At 70.4% G+C, this 25,317-nt stretch carries 25 protein-coding genes; 7 read left to right on the top strand and 18 right to left on the bottom strand.

What is annotated here, in order from left to right:
- Positions 1–141: 141 nt before the first annotated feature.
- Positions 142–2,433: a CDC48 family AAA ATPase gene (locus LPN01_RS14125; protein ID WP_262829059.1), complete on the bottom strand. Its 2,292-nt coding sequence runs from the start codon at positions 2,431–2,433 to the stop codon at positions 142–144.
- A gap of 321 nt (positions 2,434–2,754) precedes the next feature.
- On the opposite strand from LPN01_RS14125, the gene LPN01_RS14120 reads away from it, so the two are divergent.
- Positions 2,755–3,639: a LysR substrate-binding domain-containing protein gene (locus LPN01_RS14120; protein WP_262829058.1), complete on the top strand. Its 885-nt coding sequence runs from the start codon at positions 2,755–2,757 to the stop codon at positions 3,637–3,639.
- Between the two features lie 121 nt (positions 3,640–3,760).
- The gene (locus LPN01_RS14115; protein WP_262829111.1) at positions 3,761–3,928 is read left to right on the top strand and encodes a Flp family type IVb pilin; all 168 of its coding nucleotides are present in this window, start codon (positions 3,761–3,763) and stop codon (positions 3,926–3,928) included.
- A gap of 106 nt (positions 3,929–4,034) precedes the next feature.
- Here the strand turns inward: LPN01_RS14115 and LPN01_RS14110 are convergent, their stop codons facing one another.
- Positions 4,035–4,493: a peptidylprolyl isomerase gene (locus LPN01_RS14110; protein ID WP_262829057.1), complete on the bottom strand. Its 459-nt coding sequence runs from the start codon at positions 4,491–4,493 to the stop codon at positions 4,035–4,037.
- A 137-nt stretch (positions 4,494–4,630) separates the two neighbouring features.
- On the opposite strand from LPN01_RS14110, the gene mgtE reads away from it, so the two are divergent.
- Both mgtE and LPN01_RS14100 read left to right on the top strand, forming a co-directional pair.
- Complete coding sequence (gene mgtE, locus LPN01_RS14105) at positions 4,631–6,034, top strand: magnesium transporter (protein WP_262829056.1); 1,404 nt, start codon at positions 4,631–4,633, stop codon at positions 6,032–6,034.
- 44 nt (positions 6,035–6,078) lie between these two features.
- Positions 6,079–6,498 (top strand): DUF1489 family protein, encoded by a 420-nt coding sequence (locus tag LPN01_RS14100; RefSeq protein ID WP_262829055.1) that lies wholly within the window; start codon positions 6,079–6,081, stop codon positions 6,496–6,498.
- Between the two features lie 81 nt (positions 6,499–6,579).
- Here LPN01_RS14100 and LPN01_RS14095 read toward each other — a convergent pair whose 3' ends face one another.
- The 7 genes from LPN01_RS14095 to LPN01_RS14065 form a co-directional block, all read right to left on the bottom strand.
- Positions 6,580–7,281 (bottom strand): DUF2807 domain-containing protein, encoded by a 702-nt coding sequence (locus LPN01_RS14095; RefSeq protein ID WP_262829054.1) that lies wholly within the window; start codon positions 7,279–7,281, stop codon positions 6,580–6,582.
- 55 nt (positions 7,282–7,336) lie between these two features.
- Entirely contained in the window at positions 7,337–8,062 is a 726-nt protein-coding gene (locus LPN01_RS14090) for a head GIN domain-containing protein (protein WP_262829053.1), read from the bottom strand.
- 67 nt (positions 8,063–8,129) lie between these two features.
- Positions 8,130–8,873: a head GIN domain-containing protein gene (locus tag LPN01_RS14085; RefSeq protein ID WP_262829052.1), complete on the bottom strand. Its 744-nt coding sequence runs from the start codon at positions 8,871–8,873 to the stop codon at positions 8,130–8,132.
- Between the two features lie 119 nt (positions 8,874–8,992).
- The gene (locus tag LPN01_RS14080; RefSeq protein WP_262829051.1) at positions 8,993–9,526 is read right to left on the bottom strand and encodes a CarD family transcriptional regulator; all 534 of its coding nucleotides are present in this window, start codon (positions 9,524–9,526) and stop codon (positions 8,993–8,995) included.
- 217 nt (positions 9,527–9,743) lie between these two features.
- A complete protein-coding gene (gene fdxA, locus LPN01_RS14075) occupies positions 9,744–10,085 on the bottom strand; it encodes a ferredoxin FdxA (protein WP_262829050.1) in 342 nt (113 codons plus the stop codon).
- Positions 10,086–10,175: 90 nt separating this feature from the next.
- The gene (locus tag LPN01_RS14070; protein WP_262829049.1) at positions 10,176–10,475 is read right to left on the bottom strand and encodes an RNA-binding S4 domain-containing protein; all 300 of its coding nucleotides are present in this window, start codon (positions 10,473–10,475) and stop codon (positions 10,176–10,178) included.
- Positions 10,468–12,960, bottom strand: a complete 2,493-nt coding sequence (locus LPN01_RS14065; RefSeq protein WP_262829048.1) for a helicase-related protein — start codon at positions 12,958–12,960, stop codon at positions 10,468–10,470. The genes LPN01_RS14070 and LPN01_RS14065 overlap by 8 nt, the downstream gene beginning before the upstream one ends.
- Positions 12,961–13,361: 401 nt before the next feature.
- Here LPN01_RS14065 and LPN01_RS14060 point away from each other — a divergent pair, with 401 nt between their 5' ends.
- Positions 13,362–14,855 (top strand): M23 family metallopeptidase, encoded by a 1,494-nt coding sequence (locus tag LPN01_RS14060; protein ID WP_262829047.1) that lies wholly within the window; start codon positions 13,362–13,364, stop codon positions 14,853–14,855.
- A 60-nt stretch (positions 14,856–14,915) separates the two neighbouring features.
- On the opposite strand, the gene LPN01_RS14055 is transcribed toward LPN01_RS14060, so the two are convergent.
- The 6 genes from LPN01_RS14055 to LPN01_RS14030 form a co-directional block, all read right to left on the bottom strand.
- Positions 14,916–16,598: an ATP-binding protein gene (locus LPN01_RS14055; RefSeq protein ID WP_262829046.1), complete on the bottom strand. Its 1,683-nt coding sequence runs from the start codon at positions 16,596–16,598 to the stop codon at positions 14,916–14,918.
- A 62-nt stretch (positions 16,599–16,660) separates the two neighbouring features.
- Entirely contained in the window at positions 16,661–17,383 is a 723-nt protein-coding gene (locus LPN01_RS14050) for a TIGR02186 family protein (RefSeq protein ID WP_262829110.1), read from the bottom strand.
- A gap of 35 nt (positions 17,384–17,418) precedes the next feature.
- Positions 17,419–18,333, bottom strand: a complete 915-nt coding sequence (locus LPN01_RS14045; RefSeq protein WP_262829045.1) for a sulfite exporter TauE/SafE family protein — start codon at positions 18,331–18,333, stop codon at positions 17,419–17,421.
- 260 nt (positions 18,334–18,593) lie between these two features.
- Positions 18,594–19,592 carry a hypothetical protein gene (locus tag LPN01_RS14040; RefSeq protein WP_262829044.1) on the bottom strand — a complete coding sequence of 333 codons (999 nt, stop codon included), beginning with the start codon at positions 19,590–19,592 and terminating at the stop codon, positions 18,594–18,596.
- Positions 19,589–20,983 (bottom strand): glycosyl transferase family protein, encoded by a 1,395-nt coding sequence (locus LPN01_RS14035; RefSeq protein ID WP_262829043.1) that lies wholly within the window; start codon positions 20,981–20,983, stop codon positions 19,589–19,591. Before LPN01_RS14035 ends, LPN01_RS14040 begins: the two co-directional genes overlap by 4 nt.
- A gap of 522 nt (positions 20,984–21,505) precedes the next feature.
- Positions 21,506–22,000, bottom strand: coding sequence for an outer membrane protein assembly factor BamE (locus LPN01_RS14030; protein ID WP_262829042.1), 495 nt, complete (start codon positions 21,998–22,000; stop codon positions 21,506–21,508).
- A 73-nt stretch (positions 22,001–22,073) separates the two neighbouring features.
- Here LPN01_RS14030 and LPN01_RS14025 point away from each other — a divergent pair, with 73 nt between their 5' ends.
- Positions 22,074–22,628: a ubiquinol-cytochrome C chaperone family protein gene (locus tag LPN01_RS14025; protein ID WP_410482831.1), complete on the top strand. Its 555-nt coding sequence runs from the start codon at positions 22,074–22,076 to the stop codon at positions 22,626–22,628.
- Positions 22,625–23,143: a YceD family protein gene (locus LPN01_RS14020; protein WP_262829041.1), complete on the top strand. Its 519-nt coding sequence runs from the start codon at positions 22,625–22,627 to the stop codon at positions 23,141–23,143. The genes LPN01_RS14025 and LPN01_RS14020 overlap by 4 nt, the downstream gene beginning before the upstream one ends.
- Before the next feature lie 3 nt (positions 23,144–23,146).
- On the opposite strand, the gene LPN01_RS14015 is transcribed toward LPN01_RS14020, so the two are convergent.
- The 3 genes from LPN01_RS14015 to LPN01_RS14005 all read right to left on the bottom strand — a co-directional run bounded on the left by LPN01_RS14015 (position 23,147) and on the right by LPN01_RS14005 (position 25,193).
- On the bottom strand, positions 23,147–24,250 hold the full coding sequence (locus tag LPN01_RS14015; protein WP_262829040.1) for an AI-2E family transporter: 1,104 nt from the start codon (positions 24,248–24,250) through the stop codon (positions 23,147–23,149).
- Between the two features lie 89 nt (positions 24,251–24,339).
- Positions 24,340–24,993, bottom strand: coding sequence for a peptide-methionine (S)-S-oxide reductase MsrA (gene msrA / locus LPN01_RS14010; protein ID WP_262829039.1), 654 nt, complete (start codon positions 24,991–24,993; stop codon positions 24,340–24,342).
- A 53-nt stretch (positions 24,994–25,046) separates the two neighbouring features.
- Complete coding sequence (locus LPN01_RS14005; RefSeq protein WP_262829038.1) at positions 25,047–25,193, bottom strand: hypothetical protein; 147 nt, start codon at positions 25,191–25,193, stop codon at positions 25,047–25,049.
- Positions 25,194–25,317: the final 124 nt, after the last annotated feature.

The following is a 25,317-nucleotide window of genomic DNA, read 5'->3' as shown; positions in this document are numbered from 1 at the left end:
CGCCTGAAGCGCGGCCTTCCCTATCCGCGTCCGGGAGGAATGCCGGACGCGCCCCGCCACGACCGGCGGACGCCCGGATCCCGCCCGGAACGGGAGCGCTGACGGATTGCGCCGGCAAGCGCCGCCGCTCTCCGACCGCGCCTATACGTCCGCCTTGCCGCCGCGGCTCTGCAACTGTCCAGGCGAGATGAAGCCGATCGGCTGGATCGCCGCCGCGTCCTGCTTCAGCCGCGCGGCGATCTGCTCGTAATCCTTCTCCATCTCCGGCGTCACGCTCGCACGCGATTCGGTGAGCGCCGTCTCGAAATCCGCCATCGTCACCACCGCGGACTGCAACGACCGGCGCAGCGCGGTGAGGCCCGCCCGCCGCACCACGTCCTCCAGGTCCGCCCCGGTGAACCGGTCGGTGCGCCGCGCGACCACGTCGAGGTCGACGTCCGCGTCCAGCGGCATCTTCTGCGTCTGGATCGCGAGGATGCGCCGCCGACCGGCCTCGTCGGGCACGCCGACATAGACCAGTTCGTCGAACCGGCCCGGCCGCAGCAGCGCCGGGTCGATCAGGTTCGGGCGGTTGGTCGCGCCGATCACGACGACCGACTGCAATTCTTCCAGCCCGTCCATCTCCGCCAGGATCGTGTTGACCACGCGCTCGGTCACTTGCGGCTCGCCGGCGCCCGATCCGCGCGCGGGCACCAGGCTGTCGAGTTCGTCGATGAAGATCACGCAGGGCGCGACCTGCCGCGCCCGCTGGAACAGCCGCGTGATCTGCTGCTCGCTCTCGCCATACCATTTGCTCAGCAGGTCGGACGATTTGGTCGCGATGAAATTCGCCTCCGCCTCGCGCGCCACCGCCTTCGCCAGCAGCGTCTTGCCGGTGCCGGGCGGTCCGTAGAGCAGGAACCCCTTCGCCGGGCGAATCCCCAGCCGGCGGAAGGCGTCCGGATCCTTCAGCGGCAGCTCGACGCCTTCCTTGAGCCGGGTCTGCGCCGCGTCGAGCCCGCCGACATCCTCCCAGCGGACGCGGGGCGCCTCGACCATCACCTCGCGCATCGCGCTCGGCTGGACGCGCTTTAGCGCACCCAGGAAATCCTCGCGCGTCACCGACAGCGTGTCGAGCACCTCGGGCGGTACCGTCCGCTCCTCGAGATTGAGCTGCGGCATGATCCGCCGCACCGCCTCGATCGCCGCCTCGCGGGTCAGCGCGGCGAGGTCGGCGCCGACGAACCCATAGGTCGTGCGCGCCAGCTCGGCGAGGTCGACATGGTCGCCCAGCGGCATCCCGCGGGTGTGGATGCCCAGGATTTCGCGCCGCCCGCGCTCGTCGGGCACGCCGACGACGATCTCGCGATCGAAGCGGCCCGGCCGGCGCAGCGCCTCGTCGATCGCCTCCGGCCGGTTGGTCGCGGCGATCACGACCAGGTTGGCGCGCGATTCGAGCCCGTCCATCAGCGTCAGCAGCTGCGCGACGACGCGCTTTTCCGCCTCGCCCTGCACGTTGCCGCGCTTGGGGGCGATCGAATCGATCTCGTCGATGAAAACGATCGAGGGCGCCGACTTCGCCGCCTCCTCGAAGATCTCGCGCAGGCGGCCTTCCGATTCGCCATAGGCCGATCCCATGATCTCGGGACCGTTGATGAGGAAGAAGGACGCGTCGGATTCGTTGGCGACCGCGCGCGCCAGCCGGGTCTTGCCGGTGCCCGGCGGGCCGTAGAGCAGCAGCCCCTTGGGCGGATCGACGCCCAGCCGCTGGAACAGTTCGGGGTAGCGCAGCGGCAATTCGACCATCTCGCGCAGCTGGTCGATCGTCTGGCCCATGCCGCCGATGTCGTCATAGGTTACGTCGGCGCGGCGCTGCGTCGGCTCCTCATATTCGGGGCGCAGCTCGATCTCGGTATTCTCGTCGATATGGACGATGCCCTTGGGGCTCGCCGAGACGACGACCAGCCGGATCTCCTGCAACGCATAGGCGGGGGCGTTCATGAACTGCTGGATGCCCGGCGGCATATTGCCGACGCGCTGGTGCCCGGCGGTCGCGACGACGTCGCCCTGGCAGAGCGGCCGCCCGAAGAAGGTGCGCTTCAACGCCTGCGGTTGCCCCTGCAGCCGCAGGTTCGCCTGCGCCGGCGCGAAGACGACGCGCGTCGCGGGCTTCGATTCGACCGCGCGGACCTCGACGAAATCGCCCGCGCCGACGCCGGCGTTGGCGCGTTGCAGGCCGTCGATGCGCAGCACCTCGATCCCCTCGTCCTCGGGATAGGGACCGACGCAGCGGGCGGGGGTCGACTGTTTGCCGACGATCTCGATCACGTCGCCCTCGCCCACGCCCAGCGCCGCCATCAGGCTGCGCGGCAGGTGCGCGAGGCCGCGGCCGGAATCCTCCGGACGGCTGTTCGCCACCTGGATCTTGCGGGTGGGGGTATCGCTGTCGGCCATCAAAATCCGTTCCTCGAAGAACCTTCGAAGCGCGCGAGATAGGAAGCCGGTTCCAGCTGTGCGAGAGTGGTCGCCATCGGAGCCGGGACAAAAAACGGGCCGGCGGAGCAGCGCCGGGAGATGGAAAAAGGGCCGGCGCAGAAGCGCCGGGAGACAAAAAAAGGGCCAGCGCAAAAGCGCCGGCCCGTGAAAGTTTTAGGAGAGGATGCCTGAAAGGCACGCCCTTTTTGTCGCCGGCAGCTTTATGTTGCAAGTGCGAAAAGATGCGATACGATTGCAGAAGTTGCAATCGCCTGACCGGGCAGAGGGAGGAGGATCGTCATGCGCAGACTGCCGCCGCTCGGCGCGATCGAGGCCTTCGTGCAGGTCGCGCGGCTGGGATCGGTCAAGGCCGCCGCAACCGAGCTCGCGCTGTCCGCGCCCGCGCTCAGCCGCCGTGTGCAATCGCTGGAACGCTTCATCGACCGGCCGCTGTTCGAGCGGCGGCATCAGGCGATGGTACTCAACTCGGACGGCGAACGGCTGCTCGCGCAGATCGCGCCGGTGCTCGACAGCCTGTCCGATGCGGTGGAGGCGATGACCGGCACCGTCGAGGTGCTGCGGCTGCGGCTCGGCATCCTGCCGCTGTTCGCCTCGCAGCGGCTGTTTCCCCGGCTGGGCGAGTTGCGCGCGGCGCATCCCGAACTGCACCTCGACATCGACACCGCGGGCCATGGCGTCGCGCGGCTGGGTGAAGGCCTCGACGCGGTCATCGCGCTGTCGCGCGAGATCGATCCGACGCTGTACGCCAAGCGGCTCGATCGCAATTCGGTCTATGTCATCGGCGCGAAAACGCTGCTCGACGGGCCCGATCCGGTGACGCGCCCCGCACAGCTGGCGGAACTGACGGCGCTGATCCACCGCGAGATGCCCGACACCTTCACCGCGTGGCGCGAATCGGCCGGGGTGGACGACGTCGAGCCGCTGGCGATCGACTATTTCGATTCGGGCGCGCTGATGCTGGAGGCGGCGGCGCAGGGACTGGGCGTCGCCTTCATGCACGAAAGCCATTTCCAGGATGCACGCGACCCACGGCTCGTCCGGCTCTTCGATATCGAGGTCGAGAGCCCCTACAGCTATTGGTTCGTCTGCCGTCCCCGCGCGCTGCAACAGCGTCCGGTGCGTATGTTCCACGACTGGCTGATCCGGACGATCGAGATTCTTTAGCCGTCGAATCAATCGGTCGCGCCCATCCGCGCCACAAAGTTAGTCTGTTATGGACCTGTTTAAGACATTGGCAGGGATCCGTCCCGTAGATCGCAGTTGTCACACGGGAGGACATAACATGCTGATGCACATCCGCACCATCGCAAAGAACATCCGCGGCGCGACCGCGATCGAATACGGACTGATCGCCGCGCTCATTTCGGTCGCTGCCATTGCCGCCATGCAAGGGCTGGGTACCAAGCTGTCGCAAACGTTCAACAACGTTTCGTCGAACATGACGGCCAGCTGATCGTCGCCGACCGGTCCGCGGGGCACCATCCCGCGTATCCGCGATCGTCAGTCGACCCGACGGGCGTCGCCTCGACAGAGGCGGCGCCCACCCGGTCGTGGCGGTCTTACTCCGCCTTCGCCTTGACGATCTTGCCCGGCGCGCGCGGCGGCTCGCCCTTGGGCAGCGCATCGATCAGCTCCATGCCCGACGTCACCTCGCCCCACACCGTATATTGGTTGTCGAGGAAGCGCGCGTCGTCGAAGACGATGAAGAACTGGCTGTTCGCCGAGTTGGGATCGCTGGTCCGTGCCATCGAACACACGCCGCGCACGTGCGGCTCCTTGGAAAATTCCTGCTTCAGGTTGGGCTTGCTCGACCCGCCGGTGCCATCGCCCCGGCCGCCGTCGCCGCCCTGCGCCATGAAGCCCGGGATCACGCGGTGGAAGGGCACGCCGTCGTAGAAGCCCTCGTTGGCGAGCTCCCCGATGCGGGCGACATGCTCGGGCGCCAGGTCGGGACGCAGCTTGATGGTGACGTCGCCGTCGTCCAGCGTCAGCGTCAGGGTGTTGAAGGTATCCGCCATTGATTTGTCCTTTGATGGTTGATCCGCAGTTAGTGTCGGTCGGGCCGAAGGGCAAATGCACGAGGGTGGCCATTCGTGCCGCAGCGCGGTAGAGCCCGCCCACACCACCCCACACCCGGCATGGCAGGAGGCAGCAAGTGAGCGAGACCGAGCTTCACGAAGCCCCCGCACCCGAGCAGGACGAGCTGGACGAGGACGACCGGCTGCGTCCCGAATTCGTCGACGCCGTCCGCGACGCGGTCCGCGACGGCGACGACGAGGCCGCCCGCGCGCTGGTCGAGCCGCTGCATCCCGCCGACATCGCCGACCTGTTCGAACTGACCCCGCACGAGGATCGCGGCGCGCTGGCGAAGGCGCTGAAGGACCTGCTCGACGCCGACGTCTTCGCGGAGATGAACGATTACGTCCGCGAGGACCTGATCGACGCGCTGACCCCGACCGAGGTCGCCGACCTCGCCTCCGAACTCGACACCGACGACGCGGTCGCGATCATCGAGGACATGGACGAGGCGGAGCAGCGCGCGGTGCTGCGCGCGCTCGACCCCGACGATCGCGCCGCGATCGAGGAGGCGCTGTCCTATCCCGAGGAATCCGCCGGCCGCCTGATGCAGCGCGAGCTGATCGCGGTGCCCGAGCATTGGACCGTCGGCGATGCGATCGACTTCCTGCGCCACCACGAGGAACTGACGACCGACTTCTGGGAGATCTTCGTCGTCGATGCCGGCCATCATCCGGTCGGCACCTGCCAGTTGTCGTGGATCCTGCGCACCCCCGGCAACATCGCGATCGCCGACGTGATGCAGCGCGAACAGACGCTGATCCCGGTCGATATGGACCAGGAAGAGGTCGCGCTGCGCTTTCAGAAATACGCGCTCATCAGCGCCGCGGTGGTCGATGCCGCCAACCGCCTCGTCGGCATGATTACGGTCGACGACATCGTCCACATCATCCAGCAGGAGGCGGGCGAGGACGTGCTGCGCCTGTCGGGCGCGGGCGAAGGCGACATCAACGAACCGATCCGGCTGACGGTGCGCACGCGCCTGTCGTGGCTGGTCGTCAACCTCGGCACCGCGATGCTCGCCGCATCGGTGGTCGGCGCGTTCGAGGGGACGATCGCGCGGTTCGCGCTGCTCGCGGTCCTGATGCCGATCGTGTCGGGCATGGGCGGCAACGCCGGCACGCAGACGCTCGCCGTCGTCGTGCGCGCGCTCGCCACCAACCAGCTGACCAGTTCGAACACCGCGCGGATGATCCTGCGCGAATTCCGCATCGCGCTGGCGAACGGCCTCAGCCTCGCGGTGCTGATCGGGCTCGGCACCTGGGTCTTCTACCACAATGCCGACCTGTCGCTGGTCATCGCGCTGGCGATGGTGACCAACAACCTCGTCGCCGGCCTCGGCGGCGTACTGGTGCCGGTGACGCTCGACCGGCTCAACATCGACCCCGCGGTATCCTCCGCGGTGTTCGTGACGACGATGACCGACGTGATGGGCTTCTTTTCATTCCTCGGCCTCGCGACCCTCTGGGGGCTCGGCACCTAGCCGAACCTTGCGGCACGCGGCGGCGCGACCCACATGCCAGGTCCATGCTTCACCTGACCAAAGTGGCGTTCGGCGCGACGAGCGTAGACCATCTCGCCGAGCGGCTGGCGGCGCGCATCGCGGACGGCCCGGTGTTCCTGACCACGCGCTATCTGCCCAAGCGGCACGAGGAGATCGCCGGCGCCGCGGTGGCCGATGGCGGCGGGTCGCTGTTCTGGATCCTGAAACATCAGCTGATCGCCCGCTCGCCGATCCTCGGCTTCGGCGAGGCGGAGGGCGGCCGGGTGGCGATCCATATCGACCCCGCGCTCGTGCTGGTCCAGGCGCGCCCCAAGCGCGCGCATCAGGGCTGGCGCTATCTGGAGGCGGCGGACGCGCCCCCGGACCTCGGCGGCGCGGCGGACGGACTGGCGGCGATGCCGCCCGCTCTCGTCGGCCGGCTGGCGGAACTGGCGCTGATCTGACGGCGGACAGGGTCGCGGGGTCGGATCGCTTGCCGTCCGCCGGGCGCCGGCGCGTCCGGACTCGGTCCGCCTCGCCAATCCCTAGTCGCCGGTCCCGCACGTCACCGGTGCGCCCGCGGCGGCGGTGACGCGGCATTTCGGCCGGCCCGCCACCGTGACCGTCCCCAGGCCGGTGCTCGACACCTGCGCGGTGAAGCGGGCGCGCGCGGAAATCGTCCCCTGCCCGTCGAGATGCACGGTCAGGTCGCCGGCGTCGAGCTGCGCCGCGTCGATCGTGCCGGCGCCGTTGGCCAGCAGGCGCGCGGTCGGCACCCGGCCGGCGAGCGCGACCCGGCCCTCGCCGATCAGCTGGACGTTGACCCGGTCGCCCTGCACCGCCCCCGCCACGATCGAGCCGGTCCCCGTCGCCGACAGGTCGATCCGGGCCCCCGTCAGCCGCGACACCGCGACGCGGCTGCCGCCGATCACCGTCACGCTGCCGAGGCGGGGCGTGGTCAGCACGATGCGCACCGGCGTCGCTGCCGCCGTCCGCGGTCGCTCGCCCCAGCGGCCGGCCACGCTACGGCGCACGGTCAGCGTCGTTCCCTCCGCATGCAGGTCGATGTCGCCGATCGCGTCGCGGTCGGCGATCACCTGCGCACCGGGCGATCCGCCAGTGGTCACCGTCACCTCGAACGCACCGTTGACGCGCAGCGCGTCGAAGCTGCCGAGGGTGACGTGGCGTTCGTCGGCGGCCGCCGCAGCGGGGACGAACAGGAGGAGCGCGATCAGGGGGCGGAGCATGGCGCCGGACATTCGCACCGGCACGGCCGGGGGGCAAGCGGCGCCGTCGGCCCCGCTAGCGGCCGCAGCGGACCGATCCCGACCCCATCTTCGATACCTTGCACACCGCCTGGGCGCCCAGATCGACGTCGCCCGACCCCATCAGGTCGACCTTCGCCTGGCCGCTCACCGCCGCGCGCACGTCCCCGGACCCCGCCACCGACACGGCGGCCTGCTCCACGCGCAGGCCGGCCGCATCGAGGCTGCCGGATCCGGCGATGCTGACCTCCAGCCGTTTCACCGCGCCGCCGGCGCGCACGCTGCCCGACCCCGCGATCGACACCTCGGCCGTGTCGGTGGCGAGCGCGGCGATGTTGAGGTCGCCCGACCCGGCGATATTGCCGTCGAACCGGCCGCCCTCGACGCGATCGACCGCCATCGTTCCCGATCCGGCGATGTTGGCCTCGGTCAGCTGCGGCAGCGTGACGAAGATCTTGACCTTCGCGCTCCTGCCCCACGCCAGGAACGCGCGCTTGCGCCCGATCTCCAGCGTGTCGCCGTCCCTGGCGATCCGCAGGCGGTCAAGTTCGTCGGAGGGCCCCTCTGCACGAACCGAAAAGCCGGTGCCGGCGCGCACGTCGACGTCTTCGCTGCCGCCGAGGTCGATCTTCGAAAAACCGTCGATCGCATAGGTGCGCGCCGTGCCGGTGCCCGTCGGCGTCACGCCCGGCCCGTCGTCATGGCCGATCGAACAGGCGGACAGGCTCGCCGCCCCCAGCATCATGATCGCGACAGTGCGCATGGCATTCACCCCTCGGTTGTGTATTGCCTATATAATACACAACCGAGGGGCATGGCAAGCCGGTCGGTCAGCCGCCGCAGCGAACCCGGCCGCTGCCGGCCTTGCTGACGCGGCAGCGGGCCTGCGGCCCCAGGTCGACGTTCCCGCTGCCCGCCACCGATACGTCGGCGGGGCCGGCGACCGCGGCGCGGACGCTGCCGGATCCACCGATGGCGACCGACGCACGGTCCGCGCGCAGCCCCGCCGCGTCGATGCTGCCCGAGCCGCCGACCTTCGCGTCGAGCGCGCCGACACGGCCCGTGGCGGCGATCCCGCCCGAGCCGCCGATGCTGAGGTCCGCAGCGCGCACGTCGAGGCGCGCGATCCGGAGGTCGCCGGACCCTCCGACCGAACCCGCGAAGCGTTCGCCGCCCGCACGGTCGATATCGATGCTGCCCGATCCGCCGACGCTCGCGGCCGCCAGCGCAGGCAGCGTTACGCGGACGATCAGCTTGGCGTCCGCCGGAATCCACCGGCGCCCCTCATAGCGCTGGCCGACCTTGAGCGTCCGCCCTTCCTGCACGACGCGAAAATTGGCGAACGCCTCCGCCGGCCCTTCGGCGCTGACCGCGAATTGCGGGCCGGCGCGCACGATCATCCGGGCGCTGCCGCCAAGGCTGACCGCGTCGAAGCCGCGGACGGCATAGACCAGCGCATTGCCCTGCCGCTGGCCCGGCAGGCCGGGACCGCGATCGCGCTCGCCGGCGGTGGCGGCGCTCGCCAGCGCGGCCGCGGCGACGAGGGGAAGGAGGACGAGGGCGACGGGCTTCATGCGGAACATCCTTGGCTGTGTCAGCCGGATGCTACGTCGCGACGCCTACACTTGTAAACGCAAAAAAGGCGGCCCCCTGCGGGACCGCCCTTTCGCATCGCCGGATGCCGGTGCCGAACTTATACCGGCACCTTTTCCTTGTTGTAGATCGCCGCGGCGGCGCGGAGGATGTCGAGGATCTTTTCCTGCGCCTTGGGCTCGTCGACCTCTTCCATCGCGGCGAGCTCGCGCGCCAGGCGGCTGCACGCCGCCTCGAAGATCTGGCGCTCCGAATAGCTCTGCTCGGGCTGGTCGTCGGCGCGGAACAGGTCGCGGACCACCTCGGCGATCGACGCCAGGTCGCCCGAATTGATCTTCGCCTCATATTCCTGCGCACGGCGCGACCACATGGTGCGCTTGACCTTGGGCTTGCCCTTCAGCGTCTCCATCGCCTCGCGCATCGTCTTGTCCGACGACAGCTTGCGCATGCCGACCGATTCGGCCTTGTTCGTGGGGACACGGAGCGTCATGCGCTCCTTCTCGAAACGCAGCACGTACAGCTCCAGGCTGGTACCGGCGATCTCCTGCTTCTGCAGTTCGATCACACGGCCGACGCCATGCTTCGGGTAAACAACGTAATCACCGACATCGAAGGACAATGCCTTGGCAGCCATGAACGGGCCTTTCTAAGGTCGCATCGCTCGCATGGGGGCGGGCCGTGACGGAAGACCGCCGATCGGGCCGTGCGAGGATGGTTGGTACGAGCGTCTCCTGAGCAGGCATGAGTCATCATGCCCGTCATGGACCCTTTTAACACACTCGTAACAAAATTACCAGCCCACATGAGACAGCTATGCTGGCTCACTTGCGCTTTGGTCCGTTATCGCACGGTCAGTCGCCGGCCCCGGGTTCGGGCGAGAAGAACTGGTCGTACTTGCCCTCGACACCCTTCATAGCATCCGCGTCCGGCGGCGTCTGGTCCAGCTTGCGCGTCACGTTCGGCCATTGCGCGGAGAAGGTGGTGTTGAGTTCCAGCCACTGTTCCAGCCCGCTCTCGGTATCGGGCAGGATCGCCTCGGCCGGGCATTCGGGCTCGCACACGCCGCAATCGATGCACTCGCTGGGGTTGATGACGAGCATGTTCTCGCCCTCGTAGAAACAGTCGACCGGACACACCTCTACGCAGTCCATATACTTGCAGCGGATGCAGGCATCGGTGACGACGTAGGTCATTGGGGTTCCTTAGCGGCCTTGATCGTTGGCGTCGGCTCCGACCGGATCCGGGCCTGAACGCGAGGCTGCTATGCCGCGTTCCCGCCCGCGTCAATCGATCGCGGACGGTTGCGATACGTTTGCAGTCAGTTCCTGGTAGCAGGCCTGCGCCTCCGGGGCGGGGCCGCGACGCACCGGCAGCGTCTCGATCCGCAGCACGCGGACGCGATCGTGCACCGCAAAGGTCAGGATGTTGCCGATCCGCACCGGTGCCGCGCTGCGATCGACGGCACGCCCGTCGATGCGCAGCCGCCCGTCGCAGGCCAGCGCCTGTGCCAGCGTCCGCGTCTTCGCCAGCCGGGCGAACCACAGGAAGCGGTCGAGCCGCATGCTCGCGCCCGCTTCAGCCATGGCGGTTCCAGCCCGCCAGCGCCGCGAAGGCACCCGTCGGCGGCGGTACCGGCCGCTCCTCGCGCCGCGGCGGGCGGCGGCCGTGCCAGACCCAGGCGGGCGTCGCCGGCGCATCGCCGGGCGGGGCGTGGCGGACGGTGCGGAACCCCAGTTCGGCCATCAGCCGTTCGAACGTCGCCGGCTCGACCCCCATCGATGTCGCCAGCGCCGGGTCGGGCGCGAACGGCTTGCGCCCCTGTCGCGCGTCATGCGCCGCGCGCGCGATCCGTTCCACCAGATCGACGCGCACCGCCTGCGCACCCAGCGGCCGGAAACCGGTGGCGAGCCGCGCCCCCGCCGCGCCGCGCGGCAGCACGCTCGCCCCCTCGCGCGGCAGGTCGGGCGCGTCCCCGCGTACCGCCAGCAGCGCCCGCCGCCACCGTGCCGCGCCGGGTTTGAGCAGGCGCGGGTCGAACAGGTCGAGCGCGCCGATGACGATGCCCATCCGCCGCAGCCGCTTGCGTTCGTCCGGATCGAGCGCGTCGAGCGGTTCACGGACCGCCAGCCGCGCGATCAGGCCGCCCGCCGCCTCCAGCTCGCCCGCGACCACGCGCAGCGCGGGCGTCGCCTGCGGATCGCGCGCCGCCTCCGCCAGCGCGGCGATCGCGGGCAGGTGCCGCGCCATCGCCGCCGCCAGCCAGCGCACCAGCCGCGCCTGCACCGCATCCCTTTGCGGCCGGGTCAGACAGTCGAGCGCGCGGTCGAGCCGGATCTGCGGGCGCGCCAGCGACGGGCCCGGCGTCAGATGTGCCACCGGATGCCCGGCCCAGACGATCGCCGCACCGTCGAGCGAGACGCCGGCATCCTCCGCCGCGACCAGCGCGTCGGCGCGGCGCGAGCGTTCGCCGGCCAGCCGCTTCTCGGCCGCGGCGAGCAGCAGCCGGCGGTCGCCCGCACGCGCCGCCGGATCGACGGTGAAGCGAAACCCGTCGAGCCGCCCGATCGGGTGATCCTCGACCAGCACTTCGCCCTCCGCGCCGATCACGACCGGCAACAGCGACGAATCGGCGCCGATCTGGCGGATGAGCGCGGTCGTCCGCTTGTCGACGAAGCGCTGCGTCAGGCTGGCGTGCAGTCCGTCCGACAGGCGTTCCTCGATGCCCCGGGTCCGCTCCGCCCCCGCCGCCGGATCGGCGAGCCAGTCGGGCCGCTGCGCGATATAGGCCCAGCTGCGGATCGCGGCGATGCGTCCCGCGATCGTCTCGACATCGCCCGCGACCGTATCGAGCCGCGCCACCTCGTCCGCGAACCACTGGTTGGGCACCACCCCGCGCCCTTCGGACAGATAGCCGAAGACGCGCGAGACGAAGCGGGTGTGCGGATCGAGGCCCAGCTTGCGGAAATCGGGCAGGCCGCACGCCGCCCACAGCCGCCTGACCATCGCGGGCGTGCGGACGCGGTCGCGGACCCAGGGTTCCTCCGCCAGCCGCTTCAGCACGGCGAGGTCGGTCGATTGCGGCGCCGGCAGCAGCACGCCGGGCTCGGGTCGCCGCTCCAGGCTGGCGATCAGCGCGTCGACGCCCGCCATGTCGGGTTCGCCGTTGCGCCAATAGAGGTGCTCGATCCGCGGAAAGCGATGCTCCTCGATCGCGAACACCTCTTCGGGGGTGAACGCCCCCGGCCCTTCCTCGACGATGCCGCCGAACGTGCCGTCGCGCTGGTGCCGCCCGGCCCGCCCGGCGATCTGCGCCATCTCCGCCACCGTCAGGCGCCGGGTGCGGCGACCGTCGAACTTGTGCAGCCCGGCGAAGGCGACGTGCGCGACGTCCATGTTGAGGCCCATGCCGATCGCATCGGTCGCGACGAGATAATCGACCTCGCCCGCCTGGAACATCGCGACCTGCGCGTTGCGGGTGCGCGGCGACAGCGCACCCATCACCACCGCCGCGCCGCCGCGCAGCCGCCGCAGCATCTCGGCGACCGCATAGACCTCCTCGGCGCTGAACGCGACGATCGCGGACCGCTTGGGCAGCCGGCTGATCTTCTTCGCGCCGGCGTAAGTCAGCCTGGAAAAGCGCGGGCGGCCGATGATCTCGGCCTCCGGCACCAGGTCGCGGATCATCGGCCGCAGCGCTTCGGAGCCCAGGATCATCGTCTCCTCGCGCCCGCGCCGCCGCAGCAGCCGGTCGGTGAAGACGTGCCCGCGCTCCGCATCGGTGCCCAGCTGCGCCTCGTCCAGCGCGACGAACGCGGTGTCGTGCTCGGGCATCGATTCGACCGTGCACAGGTGCCAGCGGGCGTTGGGGGGAACGATCTTTTCCTCGCCCGTGACCAGCGCGACCTGATCCGCCCCCTTCAGCCTGACGACGCGGTCGTAGACCTCGCGCGCGAGCAGCCGCAGCGGAAACCCCATGACGCCGCTGGAATGCGCGCACATCCGCTCGACCGCCAGATGCGTCTTGCCGGTGTTGGTGGGCCCGAGGACCGCGGTGACCGCCGGTTTCATCCCGCCAACATCGGGGCTGGCGGCCTTGCGCGCAATGAGGTGAATCAACGTTGCGGCAGGGCGGTCGGGCTGGTTCACGCAGATGCCAAGGTGATTGGGTTCACGCGGAGGCGCGGAGGCGCGGAGGAACTGCGAACGGCCCAGCCGCTTGCCCGTCACCGACGTCCGGCCGGGAAAGGGCCTGCGGCCCGGAGCGCGGCTCTCCGCGCCTCCGCGTGAACCCGATCCTTCTTTTCGTCGCGCCTTCGCGAGGAATGCCCCGACCGCCGCGCCTGCGAAACGATCCGTCGCAGCCCGGCCTGCCAGCCGCTGCGGTTAATTTGACTTTAGACTTTCGCCCCCACAACGCTTCGACCAGCGCCGGGGGGAAGACGGCGAGCAACCGATGAGGCGCCGCCCGCGTGTTCCTGCGCAACGATCATGGACTGGAACTGGCCGGCGGCGGCGCCGCCCGCAGCGTCGGCAACCGCGCGTTCGGCCGCGTGTCGGTCGCGACACCCGACCCCGGCCGCCTCGACTGGCTGCGCAGTGCCGCCGCGGGCATCGACTGGGCGCCCGACCTCGGCGCGCAGATCGGCAGCCGCGACTGGTGGCGCGGCCTCGCCACCTTCACCGCGCTGTGCGGCACCGCCTGGGCACTCGGCCCGACGATGCGTCCGCTCGTCGGCGCCACCCCCTCGCCCCTTTCCGGCGCCGCCTTCGAGGAGGTGCGCGGCCAGGGTATCGCGCCGCTCGCCTGGGGCGGCGACACCGGCCGCCGCATGGCGGCGAACGACCTCGTCGCGCCGCTCGCCGAAGCGCCCGAACGCCCGATCGTCGATCTTGCGGCGACGCTGGGCGAGGGCGACGACCTCGACCATGTGCTGATGCGCGCCGGCGTCGGCCGCGGCGATGCCCGGGCCGCCGCCGCGCTGATCGCGCAGACCGTGCCGCTGGGCGATATCCAGCCGGGCACGCGCATCGCGCTGACGCTCGGCCGCCGCCCGGCCAGGACGGTGGCGCGGCCGCTCGAGAAACTGGCGCTGCGCGCGCGCTTCGACCTCGCGGTCAGCCTCGACCGCGCCGGCGCCGGCCTCGTCATGACGCGCCGGCCAATCGCGATCGATGCGACGCCGCTGCGCATCCAGGGCCTCGTCGGCTCCAGCCTCTACCGCTCGGCGCGGGCCGCGGGCGCGCCTGCGCGCGTCGTCGAAAGCTATATCAAGGCACTCGCCACCCGGCTGTCGATCGGGCGTGACGTCGGCGCCGCCGACAGCTTCGACCTGATCGTCGAACAGCAACGCGCCGCGACCGGCGAGACGCGGCTCGGCGACCTGCTGTTCGCGGGCATCGACCAGGGGCGACGCAAGGTTCAACTGGTTCGCTGGCAGGACGAAGGCAAACCGGCCTGGTTCGACGCCAAGGGGCAGAGCGAACGGCGCGGCTTCATGGGCATGCCCGTCGCGGGACGGATCACCTCGTCCTTCGGCTACCGGATGCACCCGCTGCTCGGCTATCTCAAGATGCACAAGGGGCTGGACATCGGCGCCCCCTATGGCTCGCCGATCTACGCCGCGCTCGACGGCGTGGTGCAGGGCGCCGGGCGTTCGGGCGGCTATGGCAATTTCGTCAAGCTGGTTCACGGCGGCGGCCTCGCCAGCGGTTACGGCCACATGAGTCGCATCGCGGTCGCGCGCGGCGAGCATGTCCGTCAAGGACAGGTGATCGGCTATGTCGGGTCGACCGGCCTGTCGACCGGACCGCATCTGCATTGGGAGGTGTGGCGCAACGGCCAGACGATCAACCCGCGCGCGATCAGCTTCGCGAGCATGCAGGCGCTGTCCGGCGAGGCGCTGCGCCGGTTCAGGGCACGCGTCGCCGGCCTGCTGGCGGTGAAGGTCGGCCAAGGCGGCTGACCCCGCCGCCGCCCCGCCATCGGGGTCGACGCCAGCCTGCGTTCCGGCCCGCCGTCCTGCTCAGCGCCCCTGCGCGCGCCAGCGCATGATCGTACGCTGGATGATCGAATCCTCGCCGCCGGCGTCGCGCCACAATTGCGAGAACAGCGGATCGCCCGACGCCGGGCGCTTGTTTTCGTCGAGCCCGTCGAAGCTCACGCGGATCGGCACAGCGACGCCTTCGCCGCAGATGATGCATTCGCGGTTGCGCAAAGCGGGGATCGAATCGAGGAACCCGCGCGCGCCTTCCGGCATCGCCGCTCGGACGAACGCCTGGTCGCGTTCGTTGTTGAGTCGCATCGCGATGATCGTGCCGCACTGCGACAGCACGCCTTCCTCGAGATCGGACGGCCGCTGCGTGATGAGGCCCAGGCTGACGCCGTATTTGCGGCCTTCCTTGGCGATCCGGCTGAGAATCCGCCCCACCGACGCGCTGCGCCCTTCGCCCTTCGCACTGCTCGGGATGTAGCGATGCGCTTCCTCGCAGACGAGCAGGATCGGCCGCTGTGGTTCGTTGCGCGACCAGATTGCGAAGTCGAACGTCATCCGGCTCAGCACTGCGACGACGACCGAGGTGATCTCCGACGGCACGCCCGAGACGTCGACGATCGAGATCGGTCGCCCGTCGCCCGGCATGCGGAACACGCGCGCGAGGAAATCCGCCATCGTGTCGGCGACGAGCATGCCCGAGAACATGAAGCCGTAGCGCGGATCGGCCTTGATCTCGTCGATTTTGGTCTTGAGGCGCAGATAGGGCGCGGTGTCGCCGGCGCGATCCATCTTGCCCATTTCGAGGCTGATGAGGTTGGTGAGGTCGCTGAGCAGATAGGGGATCGGCGCATCGACCGTCAGCTTCGCGATCTCCTGCCCCAGCCGGTTCTTGGCGCGCGCCATCAACAGGCATTTGGCGAGGATGTCGGCGTCCATCTGGCGATCGGAGCCGCTGCTGGTCACGAAGACCTCGCAATGCTCCTCGAAGTTCATCAGCCAGTAGGGCATCTGGAGGTTGTTGACGTCGTAGATCGCGCCGTTGCCGCGAAATGCGGCGGCATATTCGCCGTGCGGATCGATCATGACGATATGGCCCTGCGGCGCCAGTTCGCAGATCCGGTGCAGGATCAGCGCCGCGGACGTCGACTTGCCGGTGCCGGTCGACCCGACCAGCGCGAAATGCTTGCCCAGCATCGCATCGACGTACAGCGACGCGCGCACGTCGCGCGTCGGATACACCGTGCCGATCTGGATATGCGGCTGGTCGGCGGCGGAGTAGATCTGCTTCAGGTCGATCGTCGCCACCGGAAAGACGTCGCAGCCGGGGATCGGATACCGGGTGACGCCGCGCCGGAAGTTGTAGAGCTTGCCGGTCAGCCGCTCCTCGTCGCCCTCGCCCAGGAAGTCGATCTCCGCCGCGACCCAGTCGCCGCCGTTGTCCTGGAGCGTCAGGCTGCGGATATTGGCGACCAGCCACGATCCGCCGACGCGCATCTTGATCTGTCCGCCGACCTGGCCGGCGCTGGCGATCACGGGATCGGCATCCTGCGCGACGAGGTCCAGGGCATTGCGATCGAACAGCACGCGGCTGCTGCCGCCCGCGACGGCGAGGACGCAACCGATCGGCGTCGCTCCACCGCCCGGACCGCCCATCGCGGCCATGGCGAGCGGCACGGCACCTGCGAACGCGCCCGGCCCCGGCATCTCGGTCATCACGGTCTATCCTCGTCCATTCGGCTTCAGGACGTACGGTCGAGCGGTTAAGATAGGGTGAGTCAGATACGCCGCGCGATCCAGCCCGCCGACAGGCCCAGCCCGATCGACAGCGCGACCGCAACCAATCCGTAGGCGACCGATTCGCGGTCCGCGGCGCGCGCCACGAAGCGTTCGAACCCCGACTTGCGGATGTCGATGTCGCGCACCGCCGCCGCGAGCACGCGGCCGTCGCGGATCAGGAAGGTTTCGGCGGTGAACCGGCCGACGGGGACGCGCGCGGGGATCGTCAGCCGCGCGCGGTAGAGGACGCCGTCGGTGATCTCGACCGCACGCGGCGCCTCCAGGTACAGGCCGGCACGGCGGCGCAGCGCGACGAGGCCCTGCTGGAAGCGATGCTCGACCGAACTGGTCGCGCTCGATCCGGGCGAGAGTTGCAGGCTGCCGAGACCCAGTTCGTAGATCGCGCGCGTCCGCTCGTCGACGATCCGATCGATCGGCCGCGACGAGGCCAGCGCGTAGAAGCTGGGTGCCGAGCTGTAGCGCTGGTGCTCGGCGTTGATCCAGATGCCGGCGACCTTCTGCTTTTCGCGCACCAGTACGGGCTGCGTCGGCCCCTTCACCACCACGACGATGTCGGTCGGTGCCTCGCCGCGCGGCAGCCGCCCGCCGGGGTAGAGGATCGCGCCGAACAGCAGCAGTTCGGCGCCGGTGAAGCTGTAGGCGATCTCGATATTGCGCTGCGACACGTCGGGGACCAGCACGGGCTTGGGCGCCTGCCCCATCAGCAGCGGCGCCAGCAGCAGCGGCAGCGTGCGCCTCACGTCAGTTCGACCGTAAAGATGTCTTCCGGCCGCCAGACGAGCCCGAGCAGGATGCGCAGCCCGACCAGCAGCACCATGACCGCGAGCGCCAGGCGCAGATATTCGGGCTTCACCTTGGTGGCGAAGCGCGCGCCGAGTTGCGCGCCGATCACCGATCCAACGAGGAGCAGGCCGGCGAGGACGATGTCCACCGCCTTGGTCGTGGTCGCATGCACCATCGTCGCGATCGCGGTGACGAACAGCGTCTGGAACAGCGAGGTACCGACGACGACGCTGGTCGCCATGCCGAGCAGGTAGATCATCGCCGGCACGAGGATGAAGCCGCCGCCGATGCCGAGCAGGATCGTGAGGATGCCGGTGCCGAAGCCCAGCAACAGCGGCGCCAGCGGCGAGATGTAGAGCCCCGAGGCGTAGAAGCGCGTGCGCAGCGGCAGCGCCGCGACCAGCGGATGATGGCGGCGCTTGCGTGGCCGGGGGGCCCGCCGCCCGCGCGCGACCCCGATCGCGCCGATCGATTCGCGCGCCATCAGCGTGCCGATCGACCCCAGCATGACGACGTAGACGATGCCGATCACCGTATCGATCTGGCCGCTCGCCTGGAGCAGGCGAAAGATCCAGGCGCCCGCGAAACTGCCGAGGATACCGCCCGCCACCAGCACGCCGCCCATCTTGGTATCGACGCCGTTGCGGGCGAAATGCGCGACCACCCCCGACACGCTGGCACCCGTCACCTGGCTCGCGGACGATGCCGCCGCGACGGTCGGCGGGATGCCGTAGATGATGAGCAGCGGCGTCGTCAGGAAGCCGCCGCCGACCCCGAACATCCCCGACAGCAGCCCGACGCCGCCGCCCAGCAGGACGATGACGAGCGCGTTGACCGACAGGTTGGCGATGGGAAGGTAGACGTCCACGCCGCGTTATAGCCCGCCGTCCGCATCGCACTAGGCGGGATCGACATGCGGGCGGCAGGGCTCGCGCGTCGGCGCAGGCCCCGATCCGATTGACGCGGCCGGATTGCCCATCGACGCAGCCGCACCCTGCCCGCGTGCGGCGTGACCTCGAAACAGCGTGGGCCTGCCGGCGATCGCCATGGATCGGAGCGCGCCGGCGCCCGGCGCGCCACGCGTCCGTGTCGTCCGCGAGACGCCATCTGCCGCCCCCCCCAAAGCGATCAGAAGTCGGTGCCGATCGACAGCGCCGGCCCCGATCCGGGCCGGGCGTCGCCCGCGATGCGCTGGCGCCAATCGGCCGCCAGCCGGACACGCCGCCCGCCCAGCGACACGACCGCGCCCAGCGACGGCCCCGCGTCGAGCCGCGCCGCGCCGCGTTGCGCGCCGCCCCACAGGCCCGCACCGATGTCGATCGCCAGCCCGCCGACGGTGGCGAGCGGATGCGCGACGCGCATCGCTCCGTCTGCAAAGCCGCCGCCGCCGGTGCGGGCGACCACCCCGGCCTGGCCATAGGCCTCGATCGTCACCCCGCGCACCACCGCCGCCGGGCCAAAGCCCGCGACGATCCCCACCATCGGTCCGCTCGCCCCCCCGTCGAGCGCGAGGCGGTGTTCGGCGACGAGGTGGACGGGCGCGCGCGTCGGCTGCCAGTCGACGCCGATCGCGGCTTCGCGCCCGCGTCCGGACAGGGGCGCCGACAGCCGTGCCGCGAGGGCCAGCCGCCGGCTGCCGCCGAGCGCATGCAGCACCCGCACGCCCGCCTGCGACGCGCCGAGCTGGCCACCCGGCGCGCCCAACGTGCTGCCGTCGCGCGCGATCAGCCACGCGCTGCCGCTCCACCGCGAACCGGCGGGGGTGCGGGGCGGCGGCAGGACCGCCGGCGCGAGTGCCGGGACCTGCCCGTCCACAGGGGGCGGTCCGGCGATCGACGCCGCGCGGCCCGGTGGCCGCTGGTCCGTCGCCGCGGCGGTCACCGGGGCCGGTGGCATGGGCGTCCGGACGCGCGGCCGCGTCGCCGCCGTGCGGATCGCGTACCGTGGCGGCAGGCCCAGCGGGGCCGCCATCGCCCTGGGCACGCCGATCGCCGACGCCAGTTTCTCCGCCACCTGCATGACCGCCGCCGGCACCGCGATCCCACGACGATAGATGTCCACGCCGCGCGCCCCCGCCCAGCCGCACAGCAGGAGCGCGAGAAACCGCAGCGGCCGGCCGCCGGTCACGCCGGCAACGGCGCCGCAGGGGCCGGCATGGCATCGTCCGGAAACACGTGCGTCGTCTTGTCCCAGACCAGCGGCGCGCCGCGCAGCAGCCGCCAGTAGCGATGCAACGCCCGCGGCGCCGCGACCAGCGAGACGAGATTGCCTACGAAGAAGCGCGGCAGCGACCAGCCCGCCTCGCGCCAGCCATAGGCGTGGCCGGTACAGGCGATCCGCATCGCCAGCCGCCAGCCGAGCAGCGCGGTGGTCGTGGCGAGCAGCCAGTCGGCCAGCCGGTCGCCCCCGTCGGCGCGCCCCCCGAGCCAGTGCGCCGCCAGCGCCAGCGGCCACAGCATCACCGCGACATAGGCGACCGCGAGCACCAGCACCGACAGCGGCGCGCGCCGGTCGCGCATCCGCATCCAATGGTCGGCGAAGGCGCGCGGCCGCGCCCACCCCGTGCGATCCCAGCCCGCGAGCGCGATCCCGGTCATCCATCGCGCCTTTTGCCGCGTCGCCGCGACCAGGGTTTCGGGGAAATAGGCACGCACCGCCACGAGGCTGCCGTCGCGCGGATCGCGCACGCGCACGAAGCGGCCGATGCCGCCACGCGCGGCGACGTGCAGGCCCAGCTCGTAATCCTCGGTCAGGCTGCTGTCGTCGAACGGCGCGCCGCCGCGTTCCTCGGCGATCCCCGCGAGCAGTCCCGTCGCGATCGCGCAGCCCGTGCCGGCGAGCGGCATCGCCGCGCCGAGCAGCGCGCGGACGGGCTGCTGGACGCTGTGCGCATAGGCGAATTCGTCGGCATAATGGCCCGACACCAGCGATCCGCGGCGGATCAGCGGCAGCACCGGCAGTTGCACCACCGCCCGTGCGTCGACCAGCGCGTCGAACACGGTCAGTTCGGCGGGATGCACCATGTCCTCGGCATCGTGCAGCACGACCGCCGCCGTCGCCCGAGCGTCGGCCGCATCGTCACGGACCAGCGCGTGCCACAGCGTGTTCAGGCAATCCGCCTTGGTCGTCGGCCCGTCGCGCTCGCCGACGACGATCCGGATGCGCCGGTCGGTCGCCGCGACCGCGCCGGCGGCGGCGATCGTGCCGGGATCGTTGGGATAGACGCCGACGTACAGCCGGTAGTCGGGATGATCGAACCGCGCGACCGCTGCCGACAGCATCGCCCCGATCACCGCCTGTTCGTCCCACGCCGCGACGAAGACCGCGAACGGGCGCGGCACGACGGGGGCGGCGAGCGACTCCAGCCGCAACGGCGGTGTACGCCAGTGGAACAGCCGGTGGACGAGGAAGCACAGGTCGACCGCCAGATCGTCCAGCCCGCCGATCAGCAGCCCGGCGGCGGCGAACAGCATCGTTTCGCGCGCCATCACATCGAGCGCGCCCGTCAGAACATCCATCGAGCCCCCGCCCCTTCGCACCGATATGACCATTTCGGATACGATTGGCGCAAGGGGTTTCGCTCAAGTCCCTATGCGCGCCAGCAATCCGCGGCGGTCCGCGCCGCATGACAGCACGATCGACTGCCGAATCGAAAGGGCGCGTCGCGTCGGGGACATGGCATGGTCCGATTCGGTGCGATCGGATCCCGGGATCGGACGCAAACGCCCCCCGTCATCCCGGACGCGGAATGCGAACAGTAGGACGGCTTGGAGGGGAATGATGGAAACGCCTGCGGGCCGACGTAGGGCGGTTCACGAACCACGCGCGACTAGCACCGCACCCGGGCGTTATGGCGAAGCAAATAATATTGCGCAGCCGTGCAACGCCGCGAACCAATCGGCGACCGGCGCGTTTGCCGTCACTGATCCCTTTCCCCTTTCGGGATCAGTGCCGGTCCAAGCACGGCACGGCCGCGCCGATGCGTAGCAGGCGGCGCGGCCAACGCCAGGCGACGGGAAGTCCAGAGTGTCGGGTACGGGTTACGGCTGGTCGCGACCGCCGCCGCCGCCACCACCGCCCGGTCCACCGGCACCCGCGGCACCGACCGTGCCGATGTTGCCGAACAGGTCCTCGAAGAAGCCGCGCTTCTTGCCCAGGGTCGGCGTCGTCTTGCCATAGGGATCGACGCTGGCGATCTGGTCGACGCCGGTGCGCGTGATCGTCCGGACCGTGCCGGCGGGATCGAAGCTGATCTTCAGCGTGATCTGGTCCTTGGCCCTGGGCTTCTGGAAGTTCAGGTTGCGACTGTCGCGCGCGACATAATACCAGTCCTCGGCACCGAACTGGCTCGCGATCGTCGGGCGGCCCAGCACCGCGGCGACCGACTGACGCGTATCGACGCCCGGCTGCACCGAATTGACGAGGTCGACGTCGACGATATAGCCCTGGTGCGAGCGAAGCGGCGCGCAGGCGCCCGCCGCGACGGTCAGCCCGAGGCCGAGGATCAGGCCGCCACGGGCAAAGGATACGCTCATCACTATCTCCAGCGGCGGCCGCGTGCATGGTCGATTGCATCGCCCGCCGATCGCCTCGATATGCGAAGGACGGATGGGCATCAAGCGCCGGCTGTCGCCGCGCACAGGTGAAGGACGCGACGTGGACTGGTGGGGACGGTTGTTCGGGGAGCGGCGCGAGGACGCGCTGCCGCTCTACAATGCGGTGGTGACGCGCGGGCGGGCGGAGCATTGGTACCTCGACGGCGCGGTGCCCGACACCGTCGACGGCCGCTTCGACATGATCGCCGCGGTGCTGGCGATGGTCCTGATCCGGCTGGAGGCGGAGCCCGCGGCGGCGGCGCTGTCGGCGCACCTGACCGAGCGCTTCGTCGACGACATGGACGGCCAGCTGCGCCAGATGGGGATCGGCGACATCGTCGTCGGCAAGCATATCGGCAAGATGATGAGCATGCTGGGCGGCCGGATCGGCGCCTATCGCGACGGCATCGCCGCGGGCGACCTCGGCCCGGCTCTGGTCCGCAACCTGTATCGCGGCACCGCGCCCGACGCGGCGGCGGTCGCGCACGTCGCCGCCGCCCTGACCGCGCTGCACGCCGGGCTTGCCGGCATGCCACTCGACCGGCTGACCGCGGGAGAGATCGCATGACCCCCGAATTCAGCCGCCCCGAACGGCTCGATGCGATCGGCGCGGGCGAGCGCGAGGTGCGGATCGCCGCCGACCCCGCCGAGCGCGCGGCGCTGGCGACGCGGTTCGGCGTGCTCGCGGTCGATCGGCTGGAGGCGGTGCTGGCGGTCCGGCGCGAATCGGCCGGCATCGCGGTGCGCGGTCACGTATCCGGCGCGGTGGTGCAGGCGTGCTCGGTCACCGGCGTGCCGCTCGACGCGACGATCGACGAGCCGGTCGCCCTGCTGTTCGTCGAACGACTCGACGAGCAGGAGGAGGTCGAGCTCGACGCCGGCGCACTCGACACCGTGGAGATCGAGGGCGGCGCGGTCGACCTGGGCGAGGCGGCGGCGGAGACGATGGCGCTGGCGCTCGATCCGTTTCCGCGCAGCCCGGACGCCGCCACCGCGCTGCGCGAGGCGGGTGTCATCAGTGAAGAGGAAGCCGGTCCGTTCGGCGCGCTGAAGGACCTGAAGGCGAAGCTGGAGGGGCGGTGACGGTCAGCCGCCGTCGTCGCGCGGCGCGTCGGCCGCGTCGGGATTGGCGATGGCATGGCCGCGGCGCTGTTCGGTCAGGATCTGCCAGCCGGCGATGAACAGCGCGGCGACCAGCGGGCCGACGACGATGCCGCTCAGCCCCGCCACCTCGATCCCGCCCAGCGTCGTCACCAGCACCAGCCAGTCGGGGATGCCGGTGTCGCGCCCGACCAGGATCGGCCGCAGGATGTTGTCGGCAAGGCCGATCACCGCGACGCCCGACACCACCACCACGATCGCCTGCCACACCGCGCCCGTCGCCAGCAGATAGGCGGCGACCGGCACCCAGACGATCGCCGGCCCGACCGCGGGCAGCAGCGACATCAGCGCCATCAGCAGGCCCCACAGCAAGGCCGCGGGCAGGCCGACGATCCAGAAGGTGACCGCGCCCAGTGCGCCCTGCACCAGCCCGACGACCACCGACCCCTTCACCGTCGCACGCACCACCGCGACGAACTTGCCGAGCAGCCGGTCGGCGACCGAGCGTTCGAGCGGCAGCGCGTCGCGGATCGCCGGCGCCAGCGTCTCGCCGTCGCGCAGCAGGAAATAGGTGACGTACAGCCCGACGCCGAAGGCGAGCAGGAAGGCCGCGGCATTGCGCCCGATCGACAGCGCCTGGGATGCGATCGAGCGGAAGCTGTTGCGCAGCCCCTCGGCGATCCGCGCCTGCGCGCGATCGAAGCTGCCGAGCCCGGAGCGGTCGAGCGGACGCTGCACCCATTGCGGCAACGCGTCGTGCATCTGCTGGAAATAGGTGGCGAAATCGATCTGGCCGCTTTGCACGCGGGCATAGACGCCGGCGGTCTGGTCGATCACCATGGCGGCGATCGCCAGCGCCGGGATGATGACCGCGACGAGGATGATGAGCAGCGTCGTCGCCGCGGCCCGGTTGCGATGCCCGGGCCAGCGCGCGAGCAGCCAGCGGAACAGCGACTGGAACAGGATCGCCGCGAGCACCGCCCACAGCAGCGCGCCGGCGAAGGACGACACCACCAGCATCAGCCCCAGCGTCGCCAGCACCAGAAAGGCGATCAGCCCGCCCGATTCGAGCCGTCGTCTGTCGATCACGATAATCCCCCTGCGCATCGATGCGTTCGGGTCGCATAACCGATCAGGGCCGGTTCGGGTCCGTCACGATCGAGGGGGTCGATCGCGGATCAGCGATACAGCGTCGGGAAACCGGCCCTGAACGCCGCGACCTTTGGCTTGTCCCAATGGACGATATAGGGGTGCGTCGGGTTCCGGTCGTAGAAATTCTGGTGATAGGCCTCGGCGGGATAGAAGCCGCCCTGTTCGATCCGGGTCACGATCGGGCGCGGGAACGCCCTGGCCGCGCCGAGCTGTGCGATATAGGCGCGCGCGACCGCAGCCTGCCGGGCGTCCTGCGGGAAGATCGCCGAGCGATAGCTGGTGCCGCTGTCGGGCCCCTGCCGGTTGAGCTGGGTCGGATCGTGCGCGATCGAGAAATAGACGCGCAGCAGCGTCGCATAGCTGACCTGCGCGGGGTCGAAGACAACCCGCACCGCCTCGGCATGACGCGTCGTCTCGGTCGAGACCTGCTCGTAGCTCGCCGACGTGGCGCTGCCGCCGGCATAGCCCGCGGTGACGGACCGGACACCCTTCACATGTTCGAACACCGCCTCCATGCCCCAGAAGCAGCCCCCGGCGAACACAGCCGTCTGGGCGCGGCCGGTCGCGGGCACGTCGCTGCGCGCCGCAGGGATGGGCACGGCGCGTTCGGCCGCGGCAAAGCCGGTGGAGGCGAGGGTGGCGGCGGCGATGCCGGCGACGGGAATCAGGATTTTCAGCATGGTACCGAGATGGGGAGCCGCCCGCGTTCCACCAAGGTGTGCGGGCGCCACGATCAGCGCACCTGGACGATCGGCGAGGCGGCGGGCAGCGGCTGTGGCGGTTGCGCGCTCGCCGGCTGAAGCGTGACGACGCCGACCGCGCCGATGGCGAAGCCGCCGACGAATTGCCAGAAGAAGCCGCTCTTGATGACCTTGCGCATGACGCACCTGTTCGTTGTTCGAGCGCAGCTACGACGCCGCGCCCCGTTCGGATGCCGAGATCGTCTCCCCGGCCTCCAGGCTCAATGCCGTTTATAGAAACGCTGCATTAACCCGCCGTGGCGG

The sequence above is a fragment of the Sphingomonas sp. A2-49 genome (genome assembly GCF_025548555.1).
Taxonomy (GTDB): Bacteria; Pseudomonadota; Alphaproteobacteria; order Sphingomonadales; family Sphingomonadaceae; genus Sphingomonas.
This window is presented reverse-complemented; position numbering and strand designations above follow the sequence as displayed.